29 protein-coding genes are annotated in these 25,801 nt (G+C 62.6%); 22 read left to right on the top strand and 7 right to left on the bottom strand.

What is annotated here, in order from left to right; translation table 11 throughout:
- The first annotated feature begins 66 nt into the window (after nucleotides 1-66).
- The 7 genes from ACZ41T_RS08400 to ACZ41T_RS08370 all read left to right on the top strand — a co-directional run bounded on the left by ACZ41T_RS08400 (nucleotide 67) and on the right by ACZ41T_RS08370 (nucleotide 7,049).
- Nucleotides 67-441 carry a very short patch repair endonuclease gene (locus ACZ41T_RS08400; RefSeq protein ID WP_464920947.1) on the top strand — a complete coding sequence of 125 codons (375 nt, stop codon included), beginning with the start codon at nucleotides 67-69 and terminating at the stop codon, nucleotides 439-441.
- Nucleotides 419-1,708, top strand: a complete 1,290-nt coding sequence (locus tag ACZ41T_RS08395) for a DNA cytosine methyltransferase (RefSeq protein ID WP_464920946.1) — start codon at nucleotides 419-421, stop codon at nucleotides 1,706-1,708. Before ACZ41T_RS08400 ends, ACZ41T_RS08395 begins: the two co-directional genes overlap by 23 nt.
- Nucleotides 1,701-2,513, top strand: coding sequence for a hypothetical protein (locus tag ACZ41T_RS08390; protein WP_464920945.1), 813 nt, complete (start codon nucleotides 1,701-1,703; stop codon nucleotides 2,511-2,513). The genes ACZ41T_RS08395 and ACZ41T_RS08390 overlap by 8 nt, the downstream gene beginning before the upstream one ends.
- 189 nt (nucleotides 2,514-2,702) lie before the next feature.
- Nucleotides 2,703-4,550, top strand: a complete 1,848-nt coding sequence (locus ACZ41T_RS08385; protein WP_464920944.1) for a SulP family inorganic anion transporter — start codon at nucleotides 2,703-2,705, stop codon at nucleotides 4,548-4,550.
- Nucleotides 4,547-4,999, top strand: a complete 453-nt coding sequence (locus ACZ41T_RS08380; RefSeq protein ID WP_464920943.1) for a universal stress protein — start codon at nucleotides 4,547-4,549, stop codon at nucleotides 4,997-4,999. The genes ACZ41T_RS08385 and ACZ41T_RS08380 overlap by 4 nt, the downstream gene beginning before the upstream one ends.
- A 99-nt stretch (nucleotides 5,000-5,098) precedes the next feature.
- Nucleotides 5,099-5,806: a response regulator transcription factor gene (locus tag ACZ41T_RS08375; RefSeq protein ID WP_464920942.1), complete on the top strand. Its 708-nt coding sequence runs from the start codon at nucleotides 5,099-5,101 to the stop codon at nucleotides 5,804-5,806.
- A complete protein-coding gene (locus tag ACZ41T_RS08370; protein ID WP_464920941.1) occupies nucleotides 5,790-7,049 on the top strand; it encodes a sensor histidine kinase in 1,260 nt (419 codons plus the stop codon). Before ACZ41T_RS08375 ends, ACZ41T_RS08370 begins: the two co-directional genes overlap by 17 nt.
- A gap of 27 nt (nucleotides 7,050-7,076) precedes the next feature.
- Here ACZ41T_RS08370 and ACZ41T_RS08365 read toward each other — a convergent pair whose 3' ends face one another.
- The 3 genes from ACZ41T_RS08365 to ACZ41T_RS08355 all read right to left on the bottom strand — a co-directional run bounded on the left by ACZ41T_RS08365 (nucleotide 7,077) and on the right by ACZ41T_RS08355 (nucleotide 10,394).
- Complete coding sequence (locus tag ACZ41T_RS08365; protein ID WP_464920940.1) at nucleotides 7,077-7,637, bottom strand: gamma carbonic anhydrase family protein; 561 nt, start codon at nucleotides 7,635-7,637, stop codon at nucleotides 7,077-7,079.
- A gap of 187 nt (nucleotides 7,638-7,824) precedes the next feature.
- On the bottom strand, nucleotides 7,825-9,120 hold the full coding sequence (locus ACZ41T_RS08360; protein ID WP_464923950.1) for an LTA synthase family protein: 1,296 nt from the start codon (nucleotides 9,118-9,120) through the stop codon (nucleotides 7,825-7,827).
- Nucleotides 9,121-9,983: 863 nt separating this feature from the next.
- A complete protein-coding gene (locus tag ACZ41T_RS08355) occupies nucleotides 9,984-10,394 on the bottom strand; it encodes a hypothetical protein (RefSeq protein ID WP_464920939.1) in 411 nt (136 codons plus the stop codon).
- A 157-nt stretch (nucleotides 10,395-10,551) separates the two neighbouring features.
- Here ACZ41T_RS08355 and ACZ41T_RS08350 point away from each other — a divergent pair, with 157 nt between their 5' ends.
- Both ACZ41T_RS08350 and ACZ41T_RS08345 read left to right on the top strand, forming a co-directional pair.
- A complete protein-coding gene (locus tag ACZ41T_RS08350) occupies nucleotides 10,552-10,923 on the top strand; it encodes a thioredoxin family protein (protein WP_464920938.1) in 372 nt (123 codons plus the stop codon).
- A 10-nt stretch (nucleotides 10,924-10,933) separates the two neighbouring features.
- On the top strand, nucleotides 10,934-11,410 hold the full coding sequence (locus ACZ41T_RS08345) for a PIN domain-containing protein (protein WP_464920937.1): 477 nt from the start codon (nucleotides 10,934-10,936) through the stop codon (nucleotides 11,408-11,410).
- Nucleotides 11,411-11,414: 4 nt separating this feature from the next.
- Here ACZ41T_RS08345 and nhaR read toward each other — a convergent pair whose 3' ends face one another.
- Nucleotides 11,415-12,320, bottom strand: a complete 906-nt coding sequence (gene nhaR / locus ACZ41T_RS08340; RefSeq protein WP_464923949.1) for a transcriptional activator NhaR — start codon at nucleotides 12,318-12,320, stop codon at nucleotides 11,415-11,417.
- 137 nt (nucleotides 12,321-12,457) lie between these two features.
- Between nhaR and htpX the strand changes: the two genes are divergently transcribed.
- The 11 genes from htpX to ACZ41T_RS08285 all read left to right on the top strand — a co-directional run bounded on the left by htpX (nucleotide 12,458) and on the right by ACZ41T_RS08285 (nucleotide 22,772).
- Nucleotides 12,458-13,333 (top strand): protease HtpX, encoded by an 876-nt coding sequence (gene htpX / locus ACZ41T_RS08335; protein WP_464920936.1) that lies wholly within the window; start codon nucleotides 12,458-12,460, stop codon nucleotides 13,331-13,333.
- 318 nt (nucleotides 13,334-13,651) lie between these two features.
- Entirely contained in the window at nucleotides 13,652-14,614 is a 963-nt protein-coding gene (locus ACZ41T_RS08330; RefSeq protein WP_464920935.1) for a TerC family protein, read from the top strand.
- Nucleotides 14,614-15,018: a rhodanese-like domain-containing protein gene (locus tag ACZ41T_RS08325; RefSeq protein ID WP_464920934.1), complete on the top strand. Its 405-nt coding sequence runs from the start codon at nucleotides 14,614-14,616 to the stop codon at nucleotides 15,016-15,018. The genes ACZ41T_RS08330 and ACZ41T_RS08325 overlap by 1 nt, the downstream gene beginning before the upstream one ends.
- Nucleotides 15,019-15,119: 101 nt before the next feature.
- Complete coding sequence (locus ACZ41T_RS08320; RefSeq protein ID WP_464920933.1) at nucleotides 15,120-15,965, top strand: ion transporter; 846 nt, start codon at nucleotides 15,120-15,122, stop codon at nucleotides 15,963-15,965.
- 59 nt (nucleotides 15,966-16,024) lie between these two features.
- Nucleotides 16,025-16,252 carry an amphi-Trp domain-containing protein gene (locus ACZ41T_RS08315; RefSeq protein ID WP_464920932.1) on the top strand — a complete coding sequence of 76 codons (228 nt, stop codon included), beginning with the start codon at nucleotides 16,025-16,027 and terminating at the stop codon, nucleotides 16,250-16,252.
- Nucleotides 16,249-17,265, top strand: coding sequence for a YcjF family protein (locus ACZ41T_RS08310; protein ID WP_464920931.1), 1,017 nt, complete (start codon nucleotides 16,249-16,251; stop codon nucleotides 17,263-17,265). Before ACZ41T_RS08315 ends, ACZ41T_RS08310 begins: the two co-directional genes overlap by 4 nt.
- 89 nt (nucleotides 17,266-17,354) lie before the next feature.
- On the top strand, nucleotides 17,355-17,783 hold the full coding sequence (locus ACZ41T_RS08305) for a phosphate-starvation-inducible protein PsiE (RefSeq protein ID WP_464920930.1): 429 nt from the start codon (nucleotides 17,355-17,357) through the stop codon (nucleotides 17,781-17,783).
- On the top strand, nucleotides 17,780-18,082 hold the full coding sequence (locus ACZ41T_RS08300; RefSeq protein WP_464920929.1) for a hypothetical protein: 303 nt from the start codon (nucleotides 17,780-17,782) through the stop codon (nucleotides 18,080-18,082). The genes ACZ41T_RS08305 and ACZ41T_RS08300 overlap by 4 nt, the downstream gene beginning before the upstream one ends.
- A 52-nt stretch (nucleotides 18,083-18,134) precedes the next feature.
- Entirely contained in the window at nucleotides 18,135-19,394 is a 1,260-nt protein-coding gene (locus ACZ41T_RS08295; RefSeq protein ID WP_464920928.1) for an RsmB/NOP family class I SAM-dependent RNA methyltransferase, read from the top strand.
- 49 nt (nucleotides 19,395-19,443) lie between these two features.
- On the top strand, nucleotides 19,444-21,261 hold the full coding sequence (locus tag ACZ41T_RS08290) for an AMP-dependent synthetase/ligase (protein WP_464920927.1): 1,818 nt from the start codon (nucleotides 19,444-19,446) through the stop codon (nucleotides 21,259-21,261).
- Nucleotides 21,262-21,599: 338 nt separating this feature from the next.
- Entirely contained in the window at nucleotides 21,600-22,772 is a 1,173-nt protein-coding gene (locus ACZ41T_RS08285) for a DesA family fatty acid desaturase (protein ID WP_464923948.1), read from the top strand.
- 69 nt (nucleotides 22,773-22,841) lie between these two features.
- Here ACZ41T_RS08285 and rpmG read toward each other — a convergent pair whose 3' ends face one another.
- The 3 genes from rpmG to radC all read right to left on the bottom strand — a co-directional run bounded on the left by rpmG (nucleotide 22,842) and on the right by radC (nucleotide 24,055).
- Nucleotides 22,842-23,009, bottom strand: a complete 168-nt coding sequence (gene rpmG, locus ACZ41T_RS08280; protein WP_011313102.1) for a 50S ribosomal protein L33 — start codon at nucleotides 23,007-23,009, stop codon at nucleotides 22,842-22,844.
- 12 nt (nucleotides 23,010-23,021) lie between these two features.
- The gene (gene rpmB, locus ACZ41T_RS08275) at nucleotides 23,022-23,258 is read right to left on the bottom strand and encodes a 50S ribosomal protein L28 (RefSeq protein WP_464920926.1); all 237 of its coding nucleotides are present in this window, start codon (nucleotides 23,256-23,258) and stop codon (nucleotides 23,022-23,024) included.
- Between the two features lie 122 nt (nucleotides 23,259-23,380).
- The gene (gene radC / locus ACZ41T_RS08270) at nucleotides 23,381-24,055 is read right to left on the bottom strand and encodes a RadC family protein (protein WP_464920925.1); all 675 of its coding nucleotides are present in this window, start codon (nucleotides 24,053-24,055) and stop codon (nucleotides 23,381-23,383) included.
- 41 nt (nucleotides 24,056-24,096) lie between these two features.
- Between radC and coaBC the strand changes: the two genes are divergently transcribed.
- On the top strand, nucleotides 24,097-25,302 hold the full coding sequence (gene coaBC, locus ACZ41T_RS08265) for a bifunctional phosphopantothenoylcysteine decarboxylase/phosphopantothenate--cysteine ligase CoaBC (protein WP_464923947.1): 1,206 nt from the start codon (nucleotides 24,097-24,099) through the stop codon (nucleotides 25,300-25,302).
- Nucleotides 25,303-25,324: 22 nt separating this feature from the next.
- The gene (gene dut, locus ACZ41T_RS08260; RefSeq protein WP_464923946.1) at nucleotides 25,325-25,765 is read left to right on the top strand and encodes a dUTP diphosphatase; all 441 of its coding nucleotides are present in this window, start codon (nucleotides 25,325-25,327) and stop codon (nucleotides 25,763-25,765) included.
- Nucleotides 25,766-25,801 lie beyond the last annotated feature (36 nt).

Genomic DNA, 25,801 nt, shown 5'->3' with positions numbered 1-25,801 from the left:
AGATCGAGGAAGTTGTCGGCAAGGTAAAATATGGATAGATTGAGTCCCGAGCGTCGCGGCTGGCTTATGAGCCGCGTGAAGTCGAAAAACACAACCACGGAAATGGCTGTGCGCCGTCTGGTTTTCGGCATGGACTATCGGTATCGACTGCACGATAAGCGATTGCCCGGCAGGCCCGATTTAGTGTTTTCCGGGCGACGCAAGATTATTTTCGTAAACGGGTGTTTCTGGCATGGGCATGAAAGCTGCCGATATGCCGCTCTCCCGAAAACAAGGGTGGATTTCTGGCGAGCAAAGGTCGAAAAAAATCAAGCTAGAGATCGAGAGAATATTGCCCTGTTGGAAGCCAACGGCTGGAAGGTTCTTACCGTCTGGCAATGCGAATTAAAGAACACCGAGAGATTGGCAAATAGACTATATGACTTCATCGAGCACGAATAAACGACGCCCTATCGGTATCGACCTTTTCGCCGGAGCCGGCGGATTGTCGTTGGGTTTCGAGCAGGCCGGGTTCGATATTGCCGCTGCCGTAGAAATCGACCCAATTCACTGCGCTGTCCACGAATACAATTTCCCGTATTCGAAAACGATCTGTGCAAGCGTGATCGACATTACCGGTGACGACATTCGCTTCAGAGCCAATTTAGGTAATGCCGAAATCGATGTAGTGTTTGGGGGCGCACCCTGCCAGGGGTTCTCGCTTATCGGCAAGCGTGCCTTCGACGATCCACGAAACCAGCTCGTTTTTCACTATGTCCGCATAGTGGCCGAATTGCAGCCAAAATATTTCGTGTTCGAAAACGTAAAAGGGTTAACCCTCGGTAAGCACGCCGAACTCTTGGAGGAGTTGATCTCTGCATTGAACGATGCAGGCTACGATGTGGTGTCGCCATATCGTGTGCTTAATGCTGCAGATTTCGGTGTTCCTCAAGACCGCCGTCGCCTTTTCGTTGTTGGCGCACGGCGCGGTTTGGCTCTCCCGAATTATCCCAATTCGCTTGTACATCGAACAACCGTTTGGGAAGCCATCGGAGACTTGCCGGATGCAGATCGTTTCGATGAATTGAATGTAGCCGATGCGGTTCGCGTCGACTGGGCGACCGAAGCGGTTTACGCCCGGCGATTGAGAGGACTCGAACCGGATCCCACAAACTTCGCTTACAGTCGAAAATTCGATCTGCATATGCTCACTTCGAGCCTTCGAACCGAGCACACGGAACTTTCTCGGACACGCTTCCTGGCGACCGAACACGGCAAAACCGAGCCCGTCAGTCGTTTCCGCAAACTCCCACCGAACGGACTTTGCAATACCTTGCGTGCCGGCACGGACAGCGCACGCGGCGCATTTACTTCGCCGCGCCCGATTCACCCATTTCTTCCGCGCGTCGTCACCGTGCGAGAAGCCGCCCGTCTACATTCATATCCCGATTGGTTCCGATTCCATGCAACCAAATGGCATGGCTTCCGCCAGATCGGCAACAGTGTTCCGCCGTTATTGGCACGCTTTATCGCAAGCGAAATCGTCAAGGCGATGGGAGCTAAGCCACTGAAGCCGAAAGCGGCGCTACAACTTGGCGATCCCGATTTGTTAACCTTCGATATGGGCAGCGCCGCCCGACACTTTCATGTGCCGCGTGACACCATTGCGCAGCGCAGCCGCAAGAAAAACCCGAACCAACAAGATCTTTGGAAAGAGGCTTATGCCTGACAAAAAAATCGAACGGCAGCCCAATCGTTATCAAACCATTATTGCCCGTGTGTTTGCTAACCATCATGCCAAGGGTATGACCGAATTCGAGTTTGCTCGCGACGAGCTCGCCGCTATTGCGAAGGAGCTTGAGATCACCTTGCCGAAGAATCTCAGCGACGTGTTTTACTCGTTCCGTTATCGCAACGAGTTACCGGCGGGCATTCGTAAAACTGCCGCCGATGGACTTGAATGGATTATCGAAGGTGCCGGTCGTGCCCGCTATCGATTCAAGCAAGTTCGGTTGAATCGCATTGTTCCTCGCGAAGAACTACTCACGATCAAGGTTCCCGACGCAACGCCAGAAATTATTGCGGCCTACGCTCTAAATGACGAACAGGCTTTGTTGGCGAAAGTACGTTACAACCGATTGGTCGATGTGTTCTTGGGAATCACCACCTTTTCCCTGCAGAATCACTTGCGAACAACAGTGAAGAATGTCGGGCAAATCGAAATCGACGAAATCTACGTCGGTATCGACAGGCATGGTCGGCAATTCGTCGTTCCAGTCCAAGCTAAGGGTGGCAACGACAAGCATGGTGTAGTTCAAACGCAGCAAGATATTCAGTGTTGCGCGGAGAAGTTTCCAAATTTGATCTGCCGTGCAGTATCGGCGCAGTTCATGAGCGAAGGACGTATCGCCATGTTTGAACTTACCGTGCAAGACAGTGAAATTAAAGTGGTTGAAGAAAAGCACTACCAACTTGTGCCAGCAGCCAGTATTTCGACGGGCGACTTGCAGCAATACTCTTCGCTCAACATTTGAAAAACGCACTTGGTATGCGGGCGGACAATCAGGTACGCGTAAAAACGCGTTTTATCCTGAAAGGCCTGCCTGCTGTGCGCACGCGGTCCTCTTGCGGCATGTAGATAACCTTCCCTTGACCTGCACTTAACCGGCTGTTAACGCGTACTTCGTCAGACTGCAACCATTGCTTCAGGTTGGAGTTTTGCCATGGATGTCGCACACGCCCGCACGGGCGCCTCACGTTTTTCCTTCGATTGGTTCAGGCTGTTTCCCTTCCTGCGCTGGCGCAGCCGGGTGACGCGTGCCAGCACGCGCGACGATGCCATGGCCGGGCTGACGGGGTCGCTGATCGTGCTGCCGCAGGCAGTGGCCTTTGCCACCATCGCCGGCCTGCCGCCGGAATATGGCCTGTATGCAGCGATGACGCCGGCCATCATCGCCGCCCTGTTCGGATCGAGCTGGCACCTCGTGTCCGGCCCCACCACCGCCATTTCGATCGCCGTATTCGCCTCGGTGAGCCCTTACGCCCCGCCGGGTTCGCCGGAATTCATCGGCCTGGTACTGACGCTGACCTTCCTGACCGGCTTGTTCCAGTTGGTTCTGGGTTTGGCGCGCATGGGCGTGCTGGTGAACTTCATCTCGCACACCGTGGTGATCGGGTTCACCGCGGGTGCGGCGCTGCTTATCGCCGGTAGCCAGATCAAGAACTTCTTCGGCGTGGACATCCCGCGCGGCACGCCTTTCTTCAAGACGCTGGAACTGCTCGCGCTGCAGCTTGACAGCATCAACCCTTACGTACTGGCGGTGAGCCTGACCACGCTGGCGGTCGGCATTCTGACCAAACGCTACGCACCCAAACTGCCTTACATGATTGCCGCGATGGTGGCGGGCAGCCTGTTCGCGGCAGTCATCAATGCCTATTACGGCGTGGACACAACCCAGGTCCACACGGTCGGTGCGCTGCCTTCCGGCCTGCCGCCGCTGTCCTTGCCGGACTTTTCATTCCACGGCCTGTCGCAGATGATGTTTCCGGCGCTGATCATCACCATGCTGGCGTTGACCGAGGCGGTGTCGATTTCCCGCGCCATCGCCATTCGTTCCGGCCAGAACATCGACGGCAACCAGGAATTCATCGGCCAGGGGCTTTCCAATATCGTCGGCAGTTTCTTCTCCGGTTATGCCGCCTCCGGTTCGTTCAACCGCAGCGGGGTCAACTATGCCGCCGGCGCAAGGACGCCGCTGGCGGCGGTGTATGCCTCGCTGTTTCTGGTGGGGATCCTGCTTCTGGTGGCCCCGCTGGCGGCTTATCTGCCGAACGCCGCCATGGCCGGCATCCTGTTTCTGGTGGCCTGGGGCCTGATCGACCGCCACCACATCCGCCTGCTGCCTCGCATCAGCAAGCAGGAGACCGTGGTGTTGTGGGTCACCCTGATCGGGACGCTGATCGACCTTGAAAAAGGCATCTTCTTCGGCATTGCCCTGTCGCTGGCGCTGTATCTATACCGCACCTCACGCCCCACCCTGGAGGTTGTGGTGCCGGACCGCGACCCTGAAAGCTTTCACTACAACTACGTCGATGGCCAGCCGGAATGCCCGCAGATCAAGATGGTGCGGCTGAGCGGCTCCATTTTCTTCGGAGCCGTCGCCCATCTGCAACAGCGATTGCAGGAATTGCAGGAAGCGGCGCCGCAACAAAAGCACCTGGTGGTGATGGCCAGCGGCATCAATTTCGTCGACCTGGCCGGTGCCGAGTTTCTTGCCGAAACCGCCCGGCGCTATGCCCGCGAGGGTGGTAGCCTGAGCTTTTACCGGATGAAGGAAAGCGTGGCCGAGACCCTGCGCAAGGGCGGCTTCATGCAGGACATCGGCGAAGAAAATCTCTACCCGGCCAAATCCCGGCCGGCGGAAGCGATTTTCCCGCTGCTCGATAAAACCGTTTGCGCGAGCTGTCCGCATCACCTGTTCCGTCCCTGCCAAACAGTCAGCCGCCAGGCGGAAAACACGTATCAACACACGCTGCATCAACATGCGCTGACTAAAGGAGCCCTGTCATGAAAACCTATCGCCGTATTCTGGTGCCCCTCCCCGCTGGCGGCCAAAGTGACATTCTGCTGCACCGTGCCGCCGAGCTTGCTCTAGGCCCGCGCACGCAAATGCTGGTGTTGCGCGTGCTTGACACTCGCAGCGGCTTTGAGCCCGACGGTCCGGCTCCCGCGTTGCCGGGAGAAGCGGCCTCACGACGCGCGCCGGACGTAAAGAAAAAGCTGGAATTGCAACTGGCGCGCAACAATCTGGGCTGGGCAGAAGCCAAAGTGGTGTGGGGGGATGCGAAAGCTTTGCTGGCCGACGTCATTCGCACCTGGGAACCCGATCTCGTCGTCGCCTGCGCGGGCCAACTGCCCCACGGGATTCTGGAAGGCGCGGATGTCCTGACAGTGAGCCGCCGCAGCTTGCTCAGGCGTCTGGCCGAGGCCTTGCATCATCCGGTGCCTCGACACGCCTGACGGATTTCCCGCGGCGCGGCATGGATTGGCGCGGCTGGACGCAATGCCGCGCTTGCAGTAAAAGATACCTGATCGCTCTCGCCACCATGCCGCCCATTCATGCACGACCCCGAAGCCATTTCCGTACTCGTCATCGAAGATAGTCAGGATCTTGCGGCGAACATTGCCGACTATCTGGAAACCCGTGGCTATCTGGTGGACACGGCCATGGACGGCGTCACCGGCCTGCATCTGGCCGTCACCCAGCCGCACGACGTGATCGTACTGGACCTGATGCTGCCCGGCATCGACGGCCTGACCCTGTGCCGGCGCCTGCGCCAGGACGCGCATTCCGCCGTGCCGGTATTGATGTTGACCGCGCGCGCCACGCTGGACGACAAGGTCGCCGGTTTCGGCGAAGGGGCGGACGATTACCTGGTCAAGCCGTTCGAATTACGCGAACTCGACTTGCGTCTGCGCGCCCTGACGCGGCGCGCGCGTACCGGCGAAGCCCAGCGTCGGCTCAAGGTAGCCGATCTGGTATTCGACCTCGACACGTTTGCCGTGCAACGTGCCGGTCAACCCCTGATCCTGCCGGCCCTGCCGCTGAAGATTCTGGAATTGCTGATGAAACGTGCGCCCGGCGTGGTGTTGCGGCGCGATATCGAACAGGCGGTGTGGGGAGATTCGCCGCCGGACAGCGATTCCCTGCGCGTACACATGCATACCCTGCGGTCGGCCATCGACCCGCCCGGCCTGCCGCCCTTGCTGCATACCCTGCGCGGTATCGGCTATCAACTGAAAGCCCCCGATGCGCCTGCCGCGTGATTTGCGCGGGCGTGTCGCCCTGTTCTTCGCCGGCTTCGGCGCCCTCGTCAGCCTGATCATGGCCGTGGTGCTGTACCAGGGCGCGCACGACCTCGGCCAGCGCCTGATCGACGAAAGCCTGTCGGCGGAACTGGACGATTACATTGCCCGCCGCGAACGCAATCCGGCATCGCTGCCGCCTTCCACCGTCATCGTCCAGGGCTACATACGCGATGCCGATGGCACCGGGGAGGTGCCCGACTACCTGACAACATTGCCGTTCGGCCGCCATGACATCCGCCTGGGGACGCTGAGTTACCGGGTTGCCATCCTTGAGCGTGGCGACACGCGCTATTACCTGCTCTACGACACCTCGTTGCAGATCCGCCGCGAACACCGCTTCGCCTGGATGCTGGGGCTGATGGCCGTCGCCATGACGCTCCTGTCCGCCCTCGGTGGCGTCTGGATGTCGCGTACCGTGGTCGCGCCGGTTGCGGAATTGGCGGCCCAGGTGCGTCACCGCAGCCCGGACGACTGGGAACAGCCGTTGGCCGACCATTTTCCCGTCGGCGAAGTGGGCGAACTGGCGCGGGTGTTCGACCGCCACCTGATTCGCATGCGCGCCTTCATCGAGCGGGAACGGGCCTTCAGTGCCGACATCAGCCACGAACTGCGTACCGCCCTGGCGGTGATCCTGAGCTCAACCGAGGTGCTGCTCGACGATGACAGCCTCAGCGACAAGCAGAAAGCCCGGATTGGCCGCATCGAACGCGCCGCCCGCGACATGGCTGAACTGGGCACCGCGCTATTGTTGATGGCGCGCGAGGAACACAAGCTGGCTGCGGGGGGCGGTTGCGTGCTGGCCAACGTGGTGCGGGAAGTGGTGGAAAAGCAGCGCCACATTCTTGCCGGCAAGCCGGTCGAGGTGGAAGTGCATACCAATCCGGAACTGGTCCTGTCGGCCGATGCCGGGGTGGTGGAAATCCTGGTCAGCAACCTGGTCCGCAACGCCTTTTCCTACACGGCGGCCGGTACCGTGGTGGTGCTGCAGGACGCCCACTCCCTGACCGTGAGCGATACAGGTAAAGGCATCCCTGGCTACGCCATCGACCAGGTCTTCATTCGCCACTTCCGCGACATGGCGAGCGAAGGTGCCGGCATTGGCCTCTCCCTGGTCAAGCGTATCTGCGACCGCTACGGCTGGCAGGTGCGGCTGGAAAGCAGCGAGCAACAGGGAACGACGGTCAAAGTCAGTTTCTCCTGAGTGTCCGTCCGGGTTGATTTCAGCCCGTCAAAACTCGTTGCGTATCCGCTTGTAACCCTTCACCAGCTCGTGGTTGGCCTGCGCCACGCTTTCCGAGAAGCTGCTGACGTCGGGCGTCACGCGCTCGATGGTCTCCAGGTCCTGGTTGGACCGGATGTTGGCGGTAGAGGGGATGTAGAAACCCGGGGGCACGTCGCAGCCTTCGACCACCGAGTTGTGGCGTACCACCGAGCCGTCGCCGACCGAGCAGTTGAACAGCACCGAGTTGAAACCGACGAATACGCCGTCGCCCACCGTGCACGGGCCATGCACGATGGAGCGATGCGCGATCGAGCTGCCGCGCCCGATGGTGACGCCGCCGCCAGCCTTGCAGTGAATCACCACCCCATCCTGGATGTTGGAATCGGCGCCGATGACGATGGGCTCCATGTCGCCGTCGCTGTTGACCTCGTCGGCACGGATCACGGCATACGGCCCGATGAACACATTGGCTTCGACAATGATCTTGCCGCAAAGGATGGCGGTGGGATCGACGAAAGCGGTCTCGTGCACCTGGGGAGTGTCTCCGTTGGGGTTGCGGCGAATCATAATCTGTCTCGATGTTTTTTATGGTGGCATTAAAAAATATTATACATTCAACGCCGCAGGCGATCGTGCAACATTCTGGCAGGGTGCCATCCTTCCGCATCCCTGCGCGGTTACTCGACGCCTTTATGCAGATGTTTGCCGCCGCGCTGATGCCATTTGCGGATGGCTGGGCGAGGATGGCAAGGGTTTATCGTGCCTTGTCCATCGTCCCCATTTTCAGCGCGCCTTCTTTGAACGCCTTGAATGTGGTCTGGTAGTAGGCCACGGCCTCGTCGCGCAGGCGCGGATCCGGCGCAGCCGGGCTGGCGTCGCCGTTGGCGTCGATGCTGAAGGTGTCGACCCGCTGCTTGGGGCCGAGCACGACCAGCGTGCCCGCCTTCAGGTAACCCAGTTCCTGGTAGTTGCTGATGAAGGCGCGGCGGTTTTCCTCGCGTTGTTCGAACAGCGACTGGCCGAAGAAATGGTCGTCGCCGGGCAGGCCCATCGCATCCAGCAGAGTCGGCGGAATGTCGATCTGGCTGGCCAGGCGGTCGTCGCGTCCGGACTTTAGCAATGCCGGCGCGTAGAAAATCATCGGGATGTGATAGCCCTCCACCGGCAGCTTGGTCCTGCCGGCGGCGGAGGCGCAATGGTCGGCGACGATGACGAACAGGGTTTCGTTGAACCAGGGCTTGCTGCGCGCCTGGTCGATGAAGTGGCCGATCGCGTAATCGGTGTATTTCACCGCGCCCTCGCGTTTGCCCGGCGAGGGGATGTCGATGCGGCCATCCGGGTAGGTAAAGGGCCGGTGGTTGGAGGTGGTCATGATCTGCGCCAGGAAGGGTTTGCCGGCGGCATGGGCGCGGTCGAGCTGCACCAGGCTGTTGTCGAAAAGGAATTCATCGGCTACGCCCCAGACGTTCGCGAAGCCGACGGAGGCCTTCGGGAAATCGGTGCGGTCGACGACGCGATAGTCGTTGCCGGCGAAATAGCCGTTCATGTTGTCGAAATAGCCGTAGCCGCCATACAGGAACAGCGTCTCGTAGCCCTGACGGCGCAAAATCTCGCCGACCGTTGCCAGATGCTCGTTGCCGGGCCGGCGCACGATCGCCTGGCCGGGGATCGGCGGCGTGCCGAGTGACAGGGCTTCCAGCCCGCGCACCGTGCGCGTGCCGGTGGCATACAGACGGGTGAATAGCAGGCCGTCCCGCGCCAGCGCATCCAGCTGCGGCGTCAGGCCGGCCGGATTGCCAAAGCTGCCGAGAAACTTGGCGGACAGGCTTTCCACCGTAATCAGCACGATGTTGCGTGGCGGGCGCTTGAATGGCACGCGCTGCGGATCGAAGGCCTCGCTTTTGTCCGCCTTGGCGTGCAGCGACCGGGTAAGCGGCTGCCGCTCGACGCCAAGTTCGACGAGGATGCGATCCGCCTGCGCCGCAGGCAACGTCGCGTAGAAGCGTGCGTAATCCAGTTCGTTGCGCCGGAAGGCGGCGAAGAAGGTCATCAGGCCGTTGCCGGCCAGCTCGTTGGCGTAGGCGTTGCCGGAAAACTGCATCTGGTCGACATCGGCCAGATGCATGGCGCCCCAGGGCAGGGCGAACGCCAGCGCAGCGTACGCTACGCGCCAGCCTGCCCGCGTCGCGGGAACGCCCGCGGCGCGGATGCGCGCGCGGAACAGCCAGGCCGGCAGGGCCGCCAGCGCCGCCACGCCGGCGAGCAGGGGCGCCACCGGATACGACTCGACGATGTTGCCGATCACTTCATGCGTGTAGACCAGATAATCGACGGCGATGAAGTTGAAGCGGGTGGCGAATTCCTCCCAGAAAACCCACTCCGCCAGCGCACCGAACAGCAGGATCGCCGCCATCAGGAAGAAGATCGTCAGCCGCAGCCCGCCCCGCCAGCGCGTATTGCGCCAGCGCGCCGGCCACAGCGCGGCCCACAGCAGCATGGGGGCGAGCAGCCAGGCCAGCACCGCGAAGTCGAATCCGATACCGCGCAGGAACAGGCCGGGCCAGAGTGCAAGCGGGGTCATGTCGAGGCCGGTGTGCAGCGTCAGGGCCAGACGCGTCAGGGTGGCGATGGCTAAAAACAGCAAGATGTAAGGTAGAAAAGGCAGGGGGGTGAAACGGGGTGAAACAAATTTCATGCGGGATATTCCTGGGTCATATTTCAGTGGACGCGCTCGTTTCATGCCAGCAGCGCAACATGACGCTCCCGTGAGTAGCCCGGCATTATATTCCCACGCCGACTACGGACAGCGTGTCGGCCTACTGCAATCGGTGGCGACAACGGGGGGCGGTTTGGCGCCGCCAGCCACTTTTCGTCGTTCAGCCGACACGAACCAGGAGCCGATTCTCCCCCCGCTCATTCCGCGCGCGGACGGCGCACCAGCGGCAGTACGCGCGCATCCTGCTGTGGCAGGTCGCGCCCGGCGAGCATTTGCAGGGCCTGAAGGAATTCATGCGGCAGCCGCTTCATGGTTTGCTCGGCTTGCGGCGCGTAATGCACCACTTCGAACGGCACGCGTTCGTTGAGCGCGCTGCGTGCCTGCGGGCGGAAGCACTGCCAGGCCAGCTCGACCCAGGCCTTGTTCTGGCTGTCGATGAAAATGATTTCTTCGACATCCAGTACCGCCATGTACTGCAGGCTGCGGATCGGCACGAACAGGTAGGTACCGGCACGCGCCAGCAGGGTGTGGGCAAGGTTGTAGGTGGCGGCCGGAAGAAAGGCCGGCTGCCGGGCGATTTCCCGTTCGCGATAGAAACGTTCTTCCATGGCGTAAAAATAGCAGCCCTTCGCCTGCTTGGCGAAGATGTTTTTTGCGCGGATGTTTGGGTTGGCGTGGTCGGCGCAGGCGTAAAAGGCCGGCCCTTGAGGCAAAATAGGCGTGTATTGACTCCGTGCCTGACGCTTCCTGACTTGATTTCACGCCATGACCCCGCCACATGCCAACCCCGCCCCGGACCTGATTTTCGATACCCACCTGGAACATTTCGACCGCGATGTGATCGAGGCCTCGCACGCACTGCCCATCCTGGTCGATTTCTGGGCCGATTGGTGTCCGCCCTGCCGGGCGCTGACGCCGGTGCTGGAGCGCGTGATCAATCATCATGCCGGCAAGCTCCACATGGCCAAGGTCGAGGTCGACGAAGGCGCCAACATGAAGCTTGCCGGGCGTTACGCCTTGCGCGGCTTTCCCACCGTGCTGCTGTTCGTCAAGGGCGAGATCGTCGGGCGATTTTCCAGCGCCAGGTCGGAGCCCTGGGTGCGCGAGTTCATCGCCGAGCACGCCGGTATTGAATAGGCCCTTATTGGTGATCGACACCAACGTAGTGCTCGATCTGCTGCATTTCGACGATGCGATTGCGCGCCCCCTGCGGCTCGCACTGGAAGCCGGGCGAGTTCGCTGCGTGGCGTCGGCCGCCACGCTGGACGAGTTGCAGCGCGTGCTGGCGTATGCGGAATTTGGTCTGGACGCGGCGCGGCAGGCGGTGCTCTTCGCGCGCTATCGTGCCCTCTCGGAAATGGCCCGGACGGTTGAAGGATGCGCCGGCCTGCCGCACAAGGGGGCTCCGATCCACTATGGGCTCAAATCCGTGTCGAATCGTATGCCACGCTGCAGCGACCCCGACGACCAGAAATTCATCGAACTGGCCGCCGCCGTCCGCGCGCAGGGCCTGGTCAGCAAGGATCGCGCGGTGCTCAAGCTGCGCCGCCGCTGCGCGTCGCAGTTCCTCATCATGCGCCCGGACGAGACGGTACGCTGGCTGGACGGGACCCTGAATCCATAAGGAATCAGTCCGTATCCTGCGGATGAAACCGGCGCCGCGCCGCCTCGCTCACCGCCAGCACCGCCGGGTGGCTCAAGCGCCGCTCTACTGAAATGGCGAAAAAGCGTTCGCGAATTTCCAGGGTCTGTCCCAGCTCGACCACCCCGTATTGCCGCATCACCTCCTGCGCTGTGGTCAGCGGCACCGGGAACACCCCCGCGCCCGCCTGGCCAAAAGCGCTCATCAGCGCACTGTCGTCGAATTCGCCGACGATGGTGGGCTGGATGCCGCGGCGTTCGAGCCAGCGCAACAGGGGTATGCGCAGCGCACTGTCCTCGCCCGGGATCAGCAGGGGCGTCTCATGCAGATTGGCCGGAAAGTCCGGGCTCAGCGTTTCCGCGATTGCATGCGCGGCCAAAAAGGTAATCCCGCATTCGCCCAGCGGGTGGCTGTAGCCCTTGATGTCCATATTGGACGGCAGCGGGCGGTCGGCCAGCACCATGTCGAGCCGGTGGATGGCGAGATCGGCGACCAGCTGCTCCAGCCGGTGTTCCCGGCAGATCAGTTTGACTGGCTCGGCCAGCGTGAGCGCGGGCGCCAGCAGCTGATAGGCGATCGCCTTCGGCACGACGTCGGCGATGCCGACGCGAAACGGATGCACGCGCGCGCCTGGCCGGTTCAGCAAGGCCTCCTCGAGTTCGGCGCCGACGGCAAAAATCTCGTCGGCGTAGGTCAGCGCGGTATGCCCGGCATCGGTCAGTTCCAGCCGGCGTCCGCTGCGGCGGAACAGCGCGACCCCCAGACGGTCTTCCAGTATGCTGATCTGCCCGGACAGCGTCTGCGGCGTCAGATGCAACTTCTCCGCCGCCTTGTTGATGGCGCCGGCCTTGGCGACGGTGCGGAAGTAGTACAGGTGCTTGTAATTGAGCATGATGCGAATCGGTTCGATAAAACCGAACAATAGCAGTATTAAAATCGAATTTTATTGTGGCTGGGCGGTCTGTATCCTTTGTCTATCCGTGAAAGGGCCGCAGGCCCGCACACGCCCCGCGCTTTGAAGGAGAAACCATGAAACGGATTGTCTTGTTCCTCGCCACCAACGTGGCCATTTTGCTGGTGCTCTCGCTCGCCATGCGTATTCTGGGCGTCGAGCCCTACCTCACCGAGACCGGGCTGAACCTGACTTCGCTGCTGGTCATGGCCGCAGTGATGGGCTTTGGCGGCTCGTTCATTTCGCTCGCCATCTCGAAGTGGATGGCGAAAAAATCGATGGGCGTGCGGGTGATCGAGACGCCATCGAACTCCAGCGAATTCTGGCTGGTCGACACCGTCCGCAAATACGCAGCAGACGCGGGCATCGGGATGCCGGAAGTCGGCATTTACGACGCGCCCGACGTCAATGCCTTCGCCACCGGCATGACGCGCAACAAGTCGCTGGTCGCCGTGTCCTCCGGCCTGTTGCAGCAGATGAAGCGCAACGAGGCCGAGGCGGTGCTGGGGCACGAAATTGCCCATATCGCCAACGGCGACATGGTCACGCTGACCCTGATCCAGGGCGTGGTGAACACCTTTGTGATCTTCCTGTCGCGCGTCATCGGCCACACCGTCGACCGCGTCGTATTCAAGAACGAACGCGGCCACGGCCCGGCGTTCTGGGTGACCACCATCGTTGCCCAGCTGGTGCTGGGCATCCTGGCGTCGATCATCGTCATGTGGTTCTCGCGCCAGCGCGAATTCCGCGCCGACCGTGGCGGCGCCAGCCTGGCCGGCGGCCCTAACATGATCGCCGCGCTGGAGCGCCTGGGCAGCCTGCATCCGCAGCCGTTGCCCGACAAGATGGCGGCGTTCGGCATCGCCGGCGGCGGTGCTCATGGCCTGAAGCGTTTGTTCATGACGCACCCGCCGCTGGAAGAGCGCATCGCGGCGCTGCGCGCGCGGCAGTGAATGCGCGCCGCTGGCAGGTGAGTGCGTGCTTGCGGCACCACCGCGCAAGCGCCTGGGTAGCGGGCGGTGCCTGATCTGCCCGCTTTCCTTGCCTGTGGAAAGCTTGAACACAGCCTCTAAAGCTTCAGACAACGAGCGACCAGATCACGATTGAATACGCTGCGGTGCTCAATCACGCCGCCAGGGATTCGCTGCGCAGGGCTGTGCCCGGACCGTGCCGCGTGAACGCAGTTCTTGATGATCGCGCAACAGCCCGGGACATCGTCAGTGCCTGCATTGAGACCCCCACAATGAATGACAACCGAATTGGGTCGGAGCATGAGTAATACGATTTCCATCGGCGAACCCTGGATGTGGGCCGCCTTTATCGCCTTCGTGCTGGTCATGCTGGCGCTTGACCTGTTTGTCCTGGGGGGCCGCAAGGTGCACAAGGTCGGCGTCAGGGAAGCCGCGCTCTGGTCGCTGGCCTGGTTCAGCCTGGCGCTCGTGTTCAACGCTGGTCTGTGGTGGCATCTGAACGGTACGGTGGGCGCGGAGACCGCCGACCGCAAGGCGCTGGAATTCTTCACCGGCTATCTGATCGAGAAGTCGCTGTCGGTGGACAACGTGTTCGTTTTCCTGCTGATTTTCACCGCCTTCCGCGTTGCCCCTGAATTCCAGCGCCGGATTCTGATCTACGGTGTGCTGGGCGCCATCGTCCTGCGCGCCATCATGATTCTGGCTGGCGCCTGGGTGGTGCGCGAGTATTCCTGGGTGCTCTATCCGTTCGGCGCCTTCCTGGTCGTCACCGGCATACGCATGCTGGTGTTGGCGGAAAAGACGCCTGATCTGGAACAGAATCCGGTGCTCAAGCTTGCGCGTAAACATCTGCGCGTCAGCGACGGCGATCACGGCGAGAAGTTCAGCGTGATGAAGGATGGCGTGCGCTATGTCACACCGCTGTTCCTGGTGCTGATCCTGATCGAAGTGACCGATCTGGTGTTCGCGGTGGATTCGATCCCGGCCATCTTCGCCATCACCACCGATCCCTTCATCGTGTTCACCTCAAACATTTTCGCCATCATGGGCCTGCGCGCGCTGTACTTCCTGCTGGCCGACGTGGCGGATCGCTTTCATCTGCTGAAATATGGCCTCGCCATGGTGCTCACCTTCATCGGCACCAAGATGCTCATCACGCCGTGGCATCACGTGCCGGTGGGGGCTTCGCTGGCCATCGTCGTCGTCTTGATCGGAGCGAGCGTGGTCGCCAGCCTGATCGCCACGCGCAAGGGGGCACGCTGATGTTGCCGCGTCTGTTTGGAACTTTGCTGCTGGCATTCACGCTCGGCGGATGCGCCGAGCCGCCTTACACCAACGTCGATAACGCCGGTCTGAAAGCCCTGCTGGCGCAAGGTGTGCCTTTGTATGACATTCGCCGGCCGGAAGAATGGCGCCAGACCCAGGTGGTGGCAGGCAGCCGCACCCTGACCTACGTTGATGCGAGTGGGCGGGCCAATCCGGAATTTCTGCCGCGCTTTACGGCCGAGGTGGGCAAAAACGATCCGGTCATTCTGATCTGCCGCACCGGCAACCGCACCGACGCCCTGGCGCGCGAACTGATGGCGATGGGCTATACGCAGGTCTATAACGTGCGTCATGGCATCACGCGCTGGATCGGTGAGGGCAACCCCATCGTCAAGAACTGAATACTGAGTATCGCCATGATCGACATCGCCTATTCTGTCGCGTTGCCCCTTCTCTCGCCGATCCTGCTCAAGCCAGCCCCCAGGCCATGATGGAGCCTGCCATGCACCCCGCCCATTCGAACGTGCGTGAACGCCTGCGCGGCTGCATCGAGCACCGCCACGTGCAGGGCGTCATCATCGCCCTGATCCTGATCAACGCGGTGCTGCTCGGCCTGGAGACCTGGCCCGTCGCGATGACGGTGGCGGGCGGGCTGATCCTCGCCGTGGATCGGGCGATCCTGGCGGTGTTCGTGGTGGAGATCGCGCTGCGACTGTACGTCCATCGGCGGGCTTTCTGGCGTGATCCCTGGAGCGTGTTCGATTTCGTCGTCGTCGCGATCGCACTGTTCCCCGCCACCGGTCAGCTTGCCGTACTACGGGCGCTGCGGGTATTGCGCGTGCTACGGCTGCTGACCATGGTGCCGTCGATGCGGCGGGTGGTGGGCGCATTGCTGGGCGCGGTGCCGGGGCTGTTGTCCATCGGTCTGATGTTGCTGGTTGTCTATTACGTGTTCGCGGTGATCGCCACCAATCTGTTTGCCGCCGACTACCCGGAATGGTTCGGCCACCTCGGCCGCTCGTTCTATACCCTGTTTCAGATCATGACCCTGGAAAGCTGGTCGATGGGCATCGCCCGTCCGGTGATGGAAAACTTCCCCTATGCCTGGGCCTTCTTCGTGCCCTTCATCCTGGTGGCGACCTTCACCATGCTCAACCTGTTCATCGCCATCATCGTCAACGCCATGCAGACCTTCAGCGAGAAGGAGCAGCAGGAGACGGTTGCGGCGGTCGAACAGGCCCGCGAGCACATCGAAGACGATCTGCATGCCGAAGTGCGGGCCATGCGTGAAGATATCCGCGAACTGAAGACGCTGCTGTCGCAACAGCCCGCCACAAACGAAAAATAATTCCTGCGATGACCGACACCGCCGCCGCCTCTAGTTAACCGAAGGGAAGGACAGCAAACATGAACAGAAAACCTGAATGCGACGTGGAGAAAAGCTATCCCCTGCCGGAGTTCATAGCGAAGTTGCGGCGCCTGGCCGATGCGCTCGAACAGGGCGAACGCTTTGAAATCCAGATCGCGGGCGAAAGGATCTCAGTCCCTGTGCGGGCGGTCTGCAATATCGAGCACGAACGCGAAGGCGAGTCGGAAGAGATCGAATTCCAGATTAAATGGGAGAACCCGCAATGAACCCCGAACAGCAGAAATCCATCCTTGCCATTGCCCTCTACGCCGCCTTCGCCGACGGCGCCAAGCATGACCGTGAGCGCGAGGAAATCCGTCGCATCGCCGAGTCCCTGGGTGGCGAAGCGGGTGCGCCCGATCTCGTGCGTCTTTATCAGGACGTACTGCTCAAGCGCATCAGTCTGGGGACCGCCACCGCCGCGTTGCAAGACCCCGGCGAGCGCCAGCTGGCGTATGAAATGGCGGTCTGCGTGTGCGACGCGGACGGCCGCCAGAGCAAGGCCGAGCAGCACTTTCTGGATGAGCTGAAGGTCCTGCTGAAGCTGGATGCGGGACAGGCCGCCACCTTCGAGCGCGAGGCCGACGCCATCGTCGATCTCAGCGAGGCCGCCGCGCCCGCCGCCGTTGCCGCGCCCGGCCCAGCGGAGTCGTTGGCGGCTATGCCGCCTTACGAATCCGGCGTGCCCCTTGCGGGTGCGGTGGTGGCGGCACAGCCGAACGTGTCCGAGGCGGAACTGGACAAGTCCATCCTCAACTACGCCCTGATGAATGGCGCGCTGGAACTGCTGCCGCAGTCGTGGGCATCCATGGCCATCATTCCGCTGCAGATCAAGATGGTCTATGGCATCGGCCGTGCCCACGGCGTTGAACTCGACCAGGGCCACATCAAGGAATTCATTGCCGCCGCCGGGGTCGGCCTCACCTCGCAATACCTCGAACAGTTCGGTCGCAAACTGCTGGGTGGGCTGCTCGGCAAGGCCGCAGGCAAGACCTTCGGCACTATCGGTGGCGCGGCTACCGGCATGGCCTTCTCCTTCGCCACCACCTACGCGCTGGGGCAGCTTGCCAAGCGCTATTACGCCGGCGGCCGCGTGATGAATACGGCGATGCTTAAAGACACGTTCCAGAGTCTGCTCGGCCCGGCCAGGCAGATGCAGACGCAATACCTGCCGCAGATCCAGCAGCAGGCGAGCACCCTCGACGCCGCCCGGATCATGGCAATGGTGCGCGGCAGCTGATTCGAGAAGCGGGCTGTCGCTGAGCCTGATTCGCCCGCTCGTCATCGGCGCTTGATGGTATCCTTGCGCCTCATTCGCTCGACGCTGCCATGAACCCCGCCAAAGACCGCAAACTCTCGCGTCTGGCACTCAATGTGCTAGGCGTATTCGAGGCCGTCGGCCTCGTTATTATCACGCTGGCCACCTTGGTGGCTGGCGCGTTCGAAGTGAAGACCATGGTCGATGCCGGGACGGTGACGCTGGCCGACCTGTTGCTGCTGTTCCTCTACCTTGAAATCCTAGCCATGGTGGGGGTGTACTTCCGCTCCGGACAGTTGCCGGTGCGTTTCCCCATCTACATCGCGATTGTGGCTTTGGCCCGCTATCTGGTGCTTGACATGAAAAGCCTCGACGACTGGCGCATGCTGGGCATTACCGCTTCGGTGCTGTTGCTGGCCGTCGCGGTGCTGGTGATCCGCTATGGCCACATACGCTTTCCCTACGACGAAACCCCGCACGACCGAGACTCGCAGCCATGAACAAGCCAATGACCTATGCCGGGTTTTATCACGACAAGCACGGTGTCACCATGCTGGCGCGCGTCGTCCTCGACGGCTGGCTGTTTGGCTTCATTCCCGAAACCGAGGACTGCGCCGGCTGGCAACTGGGGCAAATGCAGGTGCTGACCGATAAGATCGAAGCCGAGTGGGACAAATACGGCAACCTGCCGAGCCGCCTTCCGATTGAACTGCGCGAGCGCCATGAAGTCCTCTACAAGATGGCTGTGGCGCGTGCGCGTGAAAAAGGCTGGGATCCCGAGCTCGGCGAAGACGAATGACCTTTCCGGTAGAACGATCCCTGCCGCCTGCCAACCTGCCGGCCCCCCGTCGATGGAACTGACCCCGCCCCTATTGCAACTTGCCACCCAGGCGCTCGACCGGGTGCTGGACTTCAAGCGTCCGGCCGACTCCGAGCTGTCGGCGTTTTTCCGCGACCATAAAAAGCTCGGCCCGCGCGAGCGTGCGTTCGTGGCCGAGGCCGTGTTCGGCGTGCTGCGCCGCTATCGCTATCTGTCGGTGGTGGTGCCGGCGGCCAATCCGCGCACCCTGATCGTCGCCTGGCTGATCAAGGCGCGCGGCATGAGCGGCGCAACGCTGGAGCAATTCGCCAAGCCCGAACTGGTGCAGCACATCCGCGACGCCAGGACGGACGACCTGCCGCTTGCCGTGGCGGCCGAGCTGCCTGAATGGGTGATCGAAAAACTGCAGCCAGTGATGAGCGACGCCGACATCCTCGTGCTCGGTCGCGCCCTGCAGCTGCCCGCGCCGATGGACGTGCGGGTGAACGCGTACAAGGCGGACCGCGACACCGTGCTGGCGCGGTTGCGCGAGGAAGGGCTGGCGGTCGAGCCGACGCCGTATTCGCCGTGGGGTATCCGCTTCAAGGAGCATCCGGCGATCAACCGCCATCCGCTGTTTCTCGATGGCAGCCTGGAAGTACAGGACGACGGCAGCCAGCTGCTGGCGCTGCTGCTGGGCGCGCGCCGCGGCGAAATGGTGTGCGACTTTTGCGCCGGCGCCGGCGGCAAGACGCTCGCCATCGGCGCGATGATGGCGTCGAGCGGGCGCCTGTACGCATTCGATGTCGCGGAAAAAAGGCTCGCCAAGCTGAAGCCGCGGCTGGCGCGCTCGGGTCTGTCCAACGTGATGCCGCAGCCGATCGCTTCCGAAAACGACACCCGGGTGAAGCGGCTGGCGGGCAAGCTCGACCGCGTGCTGGTCGATGCGCCGTGTTCCGGGCTGGGCACCTTACGCCGCAACCCCGACCTGAAGTTCCGCCAGTCGCCGGAGAGCGTGGCGGCGCTGGCGCAGAAACAGGCATCGATCCTGCGCGCCGCCGCGAAACTGCTGAAGCCCGGCGGCCGGCTGGTGTATGCCACCTGCAGCCTGCTGCCGGAGGAAAACGAAGCAATCGTCGAGGCGCTGCTGGCCGAAGGCGGCTTCACCCTGCTGCCGGTCAACGAACTACTGGCGCAGAACAAGATCGACCTCGATACCGGCGCCATGCTCAGGCTGTCACCCGCCGTGCACGGCACCGATGGCTTTTTCGCCGCCGTCCTGGTCAAGCTGGCGCTGGCGCCGATTCAATAGAGGGGGTGTTTTCAATGCGGTGTTTTCCCGGCAGGAACGATGGTCTGACATGATGGCTGCACCTCTTGATCCAGATGCCCTGGGCACCTTGTGCGGTCTGTTCCGCGCGCGCGTCGCCGCGACGCCGGACCGGGTTGCCTACCGCCAGTTCGACGCGGCGCGTGACGCCTGGGTGGGTTTCACCTGGGCCGAGGTGGCGGCCGAGGTGGCGCGCTGGCAGGCTGCGCTGGCGAAGGAAGACCTGGCTCCCGGCGACCGCGTGGCGGTGATGCTGAAGAACTGCGTCGAGTGGGTGATTTTCGACCAGGCCGCGCTGGCGCTGGGGCTGGTCACGGTTCCGCTGTATCTCGACGACCGCCCGGACAGCGCGGCCTATATCCTCGATCACGCTGACGCCAGACTGCTGCTGGTCGAAGGCAGGTTTCAGCATAGGAATCTGGCCGAAATCGCCGGCTCGGCCCACAGCCTGCAGCGCATCGTCAGCCTGGTCGCGCCGGAAAACGGACTGGCGGACTGGAGCCCGCGTTTCGTGGTGGCATCCGACTGGCTGGCGGCTGCCGCCGGCACGCCGGTCCCGGAGCGCCACCTCTCGGCCGACCTGCTGGCCAGCATCGTCTATACCTCGGGTACCACCGGGCGGCCCAAGGGCGTGATGCTGACCCACGAGAACCTGCTGTGGAACGCGTTCTACGCCTCGCAATGTGCAGACTTCGGGCCGCATGCAGTGTTCCTGTCCTTTTTGCCGTTGTCGCACACGCTGGAGCGCACCGCCGGCGATTACCTGCCGATGCTGCTCGGCGCCGAGGTCGCCTATGCGCGAGCCATCGCCCAGTTGGCGCAGGATCTGCAGACCATTCGCCCCACCGTGCTGATCTCGGTGCCGCGCATCTACGAGCGGACGTACGGGCGAATCCTCGACGGCCTGGCGAAGAAGGGCCCGCTAGCCCAACGGCTGTTCAAGCTGGCGGTGCAGGTCGGTTGGCGGCGCTTCGAGCGTAGCCAGGGGCGGGCAACCTGGCACCCCGAACTGCTGCTGTGGCCGCTGCTCGACACGCTGGTGGCGGGCAAGGTCACGGAAAAGCTGGGCGGCCGGCTAAAGCTGGCGATTTCCGGTGGCGCCGCGCTGTCGCCCGAGATCGCACGCGTTTTCATCGGCCTCGGTGTGCCGATCTATCAGGGCTACGGCCTCACCGAAACCGGCCCGGTGGTCTGCGTCAATCGCCTGGATTCCAACGTGCCCGCCGGCATCGGCCTGCCGCTGCCCGGCGTCGAGGTGAAGATCGGCGACCACGACGAACTGCTTACGCGCAGCCGCTGCGTAATGCGCGGCTACTGGAAAGACGAGGCGGCCACCCGTGCCATGATCGATGCCGAGGGCTGGCTGCACAGCGGCGACAAGGCACACCGGGATACCAGCGGCCATTACGCGATCGTCGGCCGCATCAAGGACATCATCGTGCTGAACAACGGCGAGAAAGTGTCGCCCACCGACATGGAATCCGCCATCCTGCTCGACCCCCTGTTCGAGCAGGTGATGGTCGTCGGCGAAGGCAGGCCCTACCTGGCCGCGCTGACCGTGTTGAACAAGGAACACTGGCCGGCCTTTGCCGCCAGCCTCGATGTCGACCACGGGCATTCCGCGGCATTGCGCGACCCCAGGGTGGTGAAGGCGCTGACCCGGCGCGTGGCCGATCATCTCAAGCACTTTCCGGGCTATGCCCAGATCCGCCGCCTGCATCCCGAACTCAAGCCGTGGACGGTGGACGACGGTCTGCTGACGCCCACGCTCAAGGTCAAACGCCGGCAGGTGTCCGACCGCTACCGCGCGGCGGTTGAGGCGATGTATGCGGATTTCGCGCGTTCATAATTCAAGGCTCTTTCATCGTTATTTATTGATATTGGCCAGCGCCGTAGGGCGCACGGAGTGCACCCTACGGCGCTGGCCGGCGATGTCGGCCTCAGCACGGCTGCCACGCTCAACGGCCCGGTTACCCTGCCGGATTCGACTTCGCTTTCGCTGTTCCACAAGCTCGACTCGCGCTGAGGTTTGCTCGCCGACATCACCTGGACCGGTTGGAGCGATTTCAGGGAACTGCGCATCGTGCGCACCAACGCCCACCCACGTGCAAACAATCCTTGGTTTTTAAAGGCTTTGTTTGTACATTGGGGAACGCGTTCGCCCTTAATAATGATGGAACCTGAATGATGCAACCCGGCTTGATCGATCTTCCCTGGTGGGGATATGCGCTGGTGGCCCTCGGCCTGACCCACATCACCATCGCCGCCGTCACCATCTTCCTGCACCGTTCGCAGGCGCATCGCGCCGTCGACCTGCACCCCGTCGTCAGCCACTTCTTCCGTTTCTGGCTATGGCTCACCTCTGGCATGGTCACCAAGGAGTGGGTTGCCATCCACCGCAAGCACCACGCCAAATGCGAAACATCCGAAGACCCGCATAGCCCGCAGACGCGCGGCATCAAAAAAGTTTTCTGGGAGGGCTCCGAGTTGTATCGCGCCGAGGCCAAGGTGGTCGCGACGCTGGAAAAATACGGCCACGGCACGCCCGACGACTGGATCGAGCACAACGTCTACAGCCGCCACTCGGCTGCAGGTGTCTGGCTCATGATGGCAATCAACCTCGCCCTGTTCGGCCCCATCGGCCTGACTATCTGGGCGGTGCAAATGGCCTGGATTCCGGTTACCGCCGCCGGCGTCATCAACGGCATCGGCCATTACTGGGGCTACCGCAACTTCGCCAGCGAGGATGCCAGCACCAACATCCTGCCGTGGGGCATCCTGATCGGCGGCGAAGAACTGCACAACAACCACCATGCGTACGGCACCTCGGCGCGACTGTCGAACAAGTGGTACGAGTTCGACATCGGCTGGCTCTACATCAAGCTGATGTCCTATGTCGGTCTGGCCACCGTGCGCAAGCTGGCGCCGACGGTGAAATGGCAGCCCGCCAAGCCGCTGTGCGACTTCGACACGCTGCAGGCCGTCATCACCCATCGCTACGATGTGATGGCGCGCTTCGTGAAAAGCGTGCGCGTGGACAGCATGGCCGAGATCGCCAGGCTGAAGGCGGGTGCGAATCTGTCGCAGAGCTGGACCTTCGACCGCTTCCGCCGCTGGCTGCACAAGGAGCCCACCCAGCTTGCCGCCGCCGACAAGATCGAACTCGACACCCTGCTGGGCAAGAGCGAGCGCCTGCAAACCGTTTACCGGATGCGCCAGGAACTGGCCGCCATCTGGAGCCGCTCCACCGCCAGCCGCGAGCAGTTGCTGGAGCAGTTGCAGGCCTGGTGCCGCCGCGCCGAGGGCAGCGGCATCCAGTCGCTGCAGGAATTTTCGGTACGCCTGCGCAGATACGCATGACGGTTTGACGCGGCTTGCGCCCAATAAAAAACCCGCCGATTCGGCGGGTTTTTTATTGGGAAATCCAGCTTATTTCAGCTTGGTTTCCTTGTACATCACATGCTTGCGAGCCTTGGGATCGAACTTGCTGATCTCCATTTTCTCGGGCATGGTCTTTTTGTTCTTGGTGGTGGTGTAGAAGTGGCCGGTGCCCGCAGTGGACTCCAGCTTGATTTTTTCGCGTCCGCCCTTGGCCATTGAGGGTTCTCCTTAAACGGCTACGCCACGGGCGCGCAGGTCAACCAGAATGGCGTCGATGCCGTTCTTGTCGATGGTGCGCAGGGCGGCCGTGGACAAACGCAGACGGATCCAGCGGTTCTCGCTCTCGACCCAGAACCGGCGATATTGCAGGTTGGGCAGAAAACGACGCTTGGTTCTATTGTTGGCGTGGGAAACGCTGTTTCCGACCATGGGCTTCTTGCCCGTAACGACACATACGCGAGCCATGACGCTGCTCCAAAATTGAGGGTTAACAATGCGGGTTATCTTGCCGGGTTAACAATGGGGCCCAACCCGAGAACCGCGATTTATATCACAGCTTGCAAACGTGAGGCAAGTTCGGCGGCAATTCAGAGTTGGCCGGACTCCATGAACGACAGTGAGGACGCGCCTGCGACGATGAAATGGTCGAGCACGCGCACGTCCACCAGCGCCAGCGCATCCGCCAAACGGCGGGTGAGGGTGCGGTCGGCCTGGCTGGGCTCGGCCACGCCGCTCGGATGGTTGTGCGCCAGGATCAGCGCGGCCGCATTGTGCGCCAGCGCGCGCTTGATGATCTCGCGCGGGTAGACGCTGGTTTGCGTCAGCGTGCCGCGGAACAGTTCTTCCACCGCGATCACCCGGTTCTGCGCGTCGAGGAACACGCAGCAGAACACTTCGTATTCCTTGCCGCGCAGAATCAGCCGCAGGTAGTCGCGCACGGCGGTGGGGGAAGTCAGCGCGTCGCCCGCCTGCATGTCCTCGGCCAGGGTGCGCCGGGCCATTTCCATCACCGCCTGCAACAGCGCGAATTTGGCCTCGCCGACGCCGGGCGCCGCGCAGGCCGATTTTTTGTCGGCACGGCACAGGCCACCCAGGCCGCCAAAGCGCTCGATCAGTTCGCGCCCCAGGTCCACCGCACTTTTGCCGACCATGCCGGTGCGCAGGAAGACGGCGACCAGTTCGGCGTCGTTCAGCACGGCTGCCCCCTGCTTCAGCAGCTTCTCGCGCGGACGCGCGTCTTCCGGCCAGTCGCGGATCGCCATGCCTGTCTCCCTGTAGAATGCGGCCATTATTCATGGAAAGCATGGAAAGTGCGCAGGGAATCGAAGCCGTGTCGCTTGCAAACAAAAAAATCATACTGGGGGTGACCGGCGGGATCGCCGCCTACAAGGCGGCGGAACTGTGTCGCCTGTTGATCAGGGCCGGCGCCGACGTGCGGGTGGTGATGACCGCTGCGGCGCAGCAGTTCGTCACCCCGCTGACCTTTCAGGCCCTGTCCGGCAAACCGGTGCCGACCTCCTTGTGGGAGGCCGCCAGCGGCGACGGCATGGAACATATCCATCTTTCGCGCGGTGCCGACCTGCTGCTGGTGGCGCCAGCTTCGGCAGATTTTCTGGCCAGGCTCACGCACGGACGGGCCGACGACCTGCTGTCGGCCCTGTGCCTCGCGCGCGCCTGCCCACTCGCCGTCGCGCCGGCGATGAACCGTGAAATGTGGGCGGCCGCGCCGACCCGGCGCAATCTCGAACAACTGCGTGCCGACGGCGTGAGCCTGCTGGGGCCCGCCACAGGCGAACAGGCGTGCGGCGAAACCGGCCTCGGGCGGATGCTGGAACCGGCCGACCTGCTGGCGGCCCTGCCCGCCCTCTTGGACGCCGGTCCGCTGGCGGGCAAGCGGGTCGTGATCACCGCCGGGCCCACCTACGAGCCGATCGACCCGGTGCGCGGGCTGACCAACCTGAGCTCCGGCAAGATGGGCTATGCGGTGGCGCAGGCGGCGACCGAGGCGGGCGCCACGGTGTGCCTGGTGTCGGGGCCGACCTGTCTCGCATCCCCTGCGGGCGTGACCCGCATCGACGTTCAAAGCGCGGCCGACATGCGCCGCGCGGTGCTGGCGGCGTTGCCCGCCGACGTGTTCATCGCGGTGGCGGCGGTGGCCGATTACCGGGTGGATGCCGCAGCGGCGCAGAAGCTCAAAAAAAGCGCTGCGGGGCTTACGCTGCAACTTGTCGCCACCCCCGACATCCTGGCCGAGGTCGCGGCCTTGCCCGATGCGCCGTTTTGCGTGGGCTTCGCCGCGGAAACCGGGCAACTCGCCGAGCATGCCGAGGCCAAGCGTCGGAAAAAGAAACTACCGCTGCTGGTCGGCAATCTGGCGCAGGACACCCTCGGCCAGGATACGGCCGAGCTGGTGCTGTTCGACGACCGGGGAGAGCACCGGCTGCCACGCGCCGACAAGCTGGTCCAGGCACGCCATCTGATAAGCCACCTTGTAAATTTGCTGAATTGACGAGATCCCGACGAAAATGAAGATGGATGTAAAGATTCTCGACGCCCGTCTGCGCGATCAGCTGCCGCATTACGCCACGCCGGGCGCCGCCGGACTCGATCTGCGCGCCTGTATTGACGCGCCCATCACGCTGGTGCCGGGCGAAACCCGGCTGATTCCGACCGGGCTGGCCATCCACCTGGCCGACCCCGGCTACGCGGCGCTGATCCTGCCGCGCTCCGGTCTTGGCCACAAGCACGGCATCGTGCTGGGCAATCTGGTCGGGCTGATCGATTCGGATTACCAGGGCCAGCTCATGGTTTCCGCCTGGAACCGCGGCCAGCAGACATTCGAGCTCGCGCCGATGGAGCGTCTGGCGCAGCTCGTCGTCGTGCCGGTGGTGCAGGCCGAATTCAATGTGGTGGATGATTTTGAAGCAAGCCGGCGCGGCGAGGGAGGCTTCGGCAGCACCGGCCGCCAGTAATGACAGCTTCGCTTATCCAGGGATGAGCAACGCACC

This window comes from Thiobacillus thiophilus, assembly GCF_055378705.1.
This window is presented reverse-complemented; position numbering and strand designations above follow the sequence as displayed.